Source organism: Paraburkholderia kururiensis JCM 10599 = LMG 19447 (assembly GCF_003986935.1).
GTDB lineage: Bacteria > Pseudomonadota > Gammaproteobacteria > Burkholderiales > Burkholderiaceae > Paraburkholderia > Paraburkholderia kururiensis.
This window is the reverse complement of the sequence record NZ_RJZE01000076.1, coordinates 1-2,745: the sequence shown is the minus strand read 5'-3', so window position 1 is coordinate 2,745 and position 2,745 is coordinate 1. Positions and strand designations below refer to the sequence as shown.

The window sequence follows — 2,745 nt, the reverse complement described above, 5'->3', positions numbered from 1 at the left end:
GGTTCATGACGTTGCCCGGCGATGCCGGACACATAACTGACACATTCTGTTGCAATTTACCCGACGCGCCCGGGTGGCGCCGGCGCAACGGAGTGTCAAAGGGAATCGCGTCAAACGTTAAACCGGAGATCTGTTAGCGCTCCCGTTACATTCATACCGGCCCGCGCCAGCCGCTGGACAGGCTCACCGGCTATCCCGGCTGCACTGAAGGTATCCCGCAAACCGCGGCATCCCATCCCTTCGCCGCATCGAAATCCGGTCTGAGCCCTCCATTCGCGACCGGCTGTCCCGACATCGCCGCCTGCATCGCGCCAAGGCCGTGATCGACCATACAGGCGGGGTAATACGCCGGAGCTCTGAAGCCATGCACCGAGGCACACAGGGTGGCCTGCGCGCCGGGATCGCGCATGACGTCCTCCAGACGTTGCCGGAAGGCCTCACGCTGTGCATCGGGAATGGCCTGCATCGCGCCGGACCGCAGGACCCGGGCAGCCTGACCTGCCGTGGGGTCGGCCACGCGCGCGGCGTCGTATGCGCCATAGACCCCGCCGGGCGCAAAAAGGAACACCGCGGCGTCCCACCGCGAGGCGGCCGCGCAGGCCACCATTGCGGGGTTGGGCACGACCGGCGTCTGTTCCCGCGACAGCTGTGGCCGGATCAGGCATTACTCCGGTGCGGCCACGCCGGCCGCACCGGCAACCACGGGTTGCGCCGCGAATGCCGCCTGCGCAAGAAGCGGAACAAGGCCCGCGACGATATGTCGTTTCATTGGTACTCCTTATGGAAATTCATGACCGGCCAGGCTGGCGGACTGCGGCCGGGCCACCAGCAGCCAGCTCACCGCATGACCGTCGCGCCATGCGCGCGCGTTCATCCACCTGGCTCCGTCGGGCGACCGGGCGCTGCGGCCGGCAGCGACAGGCTGGCGGTGCGCGCGTGCGCGGTCTTTCGCGGGCCAGCCGGGGGGATACCACGCACCCCCGCCCGCTCCAGCGGCGCCCCCTTCTCCGCCAGATCCTCCAGGCGGTAGCCGTAGCCATACAGCGGAACGATCAGATAGCCGTTCTCCGGGCGCAGCCCCAGCAGGGCCCGCACCGCCCACACGTGCGTGTCGACCGTGCGCGTCAGCACGTCGCCGTGCGTGCGGCCCCACACCGTTTCGAACAGGTACGCCCGCGACAGCGGCCGGCCGGCATTCCGGAAGAACAGGACGGCCAGCCCGAACTGCTTGCGCGACAGCGCGACGTACTGCCCGCGCCGGTACGCCCGCTCCTCCTTCAGGTTGAACAGAAAATCCCGGTATTCCAGCCGCGCGGCCGGCGCCCCGTTCCCGCCACCGCGGCGCAGCAGCGCCGACACGCGCGCGGCCAGGATGTCGGGGTCGACCGGCCGGATCACATAGTCATCGGCGCCGGCGTTGAGGAAATGGGCCACGTCGCCCAGTGTCGCGCGCGCCGTCGTGACCAGCACCGGCAGGTTCGCGTGACAGTTTCCGCGGATCCACCGCAGCACCGCGTCGCCGGACATGTCGCGCGCATTGCGGCCCAGGATCACCAGATCCCAGGCCTGTCCGCCCAGCGCGACGGTCAGGGCGTGGCCCCTGCGGAAAACCTCGCAGCGGTGGCCGGCACGGCCGAGCACGCCCGAGGCGAGCTCCAGCCAGGCGGGGTCGTCATCGAGAATGGCAATGCGCATGGCAGACTCCTGGTTCACAGGGAGCCTTAAGCAGGCGGCAGCGGCGACTGCGCATCGCCCGAGATGAACGCCTGGATACGTGTCCACGCCCCGGCGTAGCGGAACGCCGGCAGCCAGGCGAGCTGCCGGTCGTGCACGGTGAGCACCCGGGCGATTACCTCGCACCCGCGCGCGTCGAGCATCCAGCCTCCTTCCCCGCTCCCGTCATCCAGGCCGAAGCGTTCGAGCGCGGCCTCCGCCTCGCGCAGCAGCGCAAGGTCGACGGGCTCGCGCGCGGCGTGGCCCATGAAGTACGCCAGGTAGACCACGCGCAGCAGCATGACCACCTGCTCGACACCGCCGTGGCCATGCCGCATCGCTTCCAGCGCCAGATGCTGTTCGAGCGACAGGGCGCGCGCCTTCGCGGCCGGCAGCGGCAGCAGCTGTTCGCGCGTGAGCGGCCGGCGCGCGGCCTTGCGGGAAGGGGAAGAATGGCGGCTCATGACGCAAAACGCCGGGCAGGCGCGGCAGGGCAATCCTCCGGGGACGGCACGCCGCCGGCCACGAAGGTGGTCTCGCGCACCCCCATCCACGGACCGGCCACCAGCAGGCCATCGCGTTCCACGACCTGGCGGCGCAGCGACACCAGGCGGCTGCACTGGCCACACTTGCCGGGCACGATCCCGGGCACGTCGAAGCGCACCCGGCGCGCCCCGCACCACGAACACGGCATGTTCGCGTCGGGGCGCGCGCAGGCCCGGATGCGCGAGGCCAGATCCCCGGACGGATCGGGCTGGGCGCAGCGCCGCTGGAACTCGCGCACCAGCCGCGCCGTGATCATCGGATCGGTATCGATCATCGCCGCGAGCTGCGTGAGGGGCAGCGGCAGCGCCAGATAGCGGATCAACCGCCGCTGCCGGTGGGCGATGCGGTTGCGGGTGAACGGCGTGCCCGCGCGGCGGTTGAACTGCACGCCGCGGCGGCCGCACTGGAAGCGCGGCAGGCCCCGCACGATGCCCTTGCGCCGCGCGCCCGTGGCGCCGCACGCCGGACACGGCGGCAGCGGTTCGT

4 protein-coding genes are annotated in these 2,745 nt (G+C 70.8%); all 4 read right to left on the bottom strand.

Going from position 1 to position 2,745, the window contains the following annotated elements; all coding sequences use genetic code 11:
* Positions 1–190: 190 nt before the first annotated feature.
* Positions 191–622, bottom strand: a complete 432-nt coding sequence (locus tag PKKP23_RS33210) for a hypothetical protein (protein WP_126880059.1) — start codon at positions 620–622, stop codon at positions 191–193.
* Positions 623–870: 248 nt separating this feature from the next.
* Complete coding sequence (locus PKKP23_RS33205) at positions 871–1,695, bottom strand: response regulator transcription factor (RefSeq protein WP_126880058.1); 825 nt, start codon at positions 1,693–1,695, stop codon at positions 871–873.
* A 26-nt stretch (positions 1,696–1,721) separates the two neighbouring features.
* The gene (locus tag PKKP23_RS33200) at positions 1,722–2,177 is read right to left on the bottom strand and encodes a hypothetical protein (protein ID WP_126880057.1); all 456 of its coding nucleotides are present in this window, start codon (positions 2,175–2,177) and stop codon (positions 1,722–1,724) included.
* Positions 2,174–2,745 (bottom strand): DUF746 domain-containing protein (locus PKKP23_RS33195; RefSeq protein WP_240659280.1); only part of this gene is annotated, 572 nt, incomplete at its 5' end. The genes PKKP23_RS33195 and PKKP23_RS33200, both read right to left, overlap by 4 nt.

Excerpts from the sequence above, each read along its gene's own strand:
- PKKP23_RS33200 (WP_126880057.1), bottom strand. The coding sequence starts at position 2,177 with ATGAGCCGCCATTCTTCCCCTTCCCGCAAGGCCGCGCGCCGGCCGCTC.
- PKKP23_RS33205 (WP_126880058.1), bottom strand. The coding sequence starts at position 1,695 with ATGCGCATTGCCATTCTCGATGACGACCCCGCCTGGCTGGAGCTCGCC.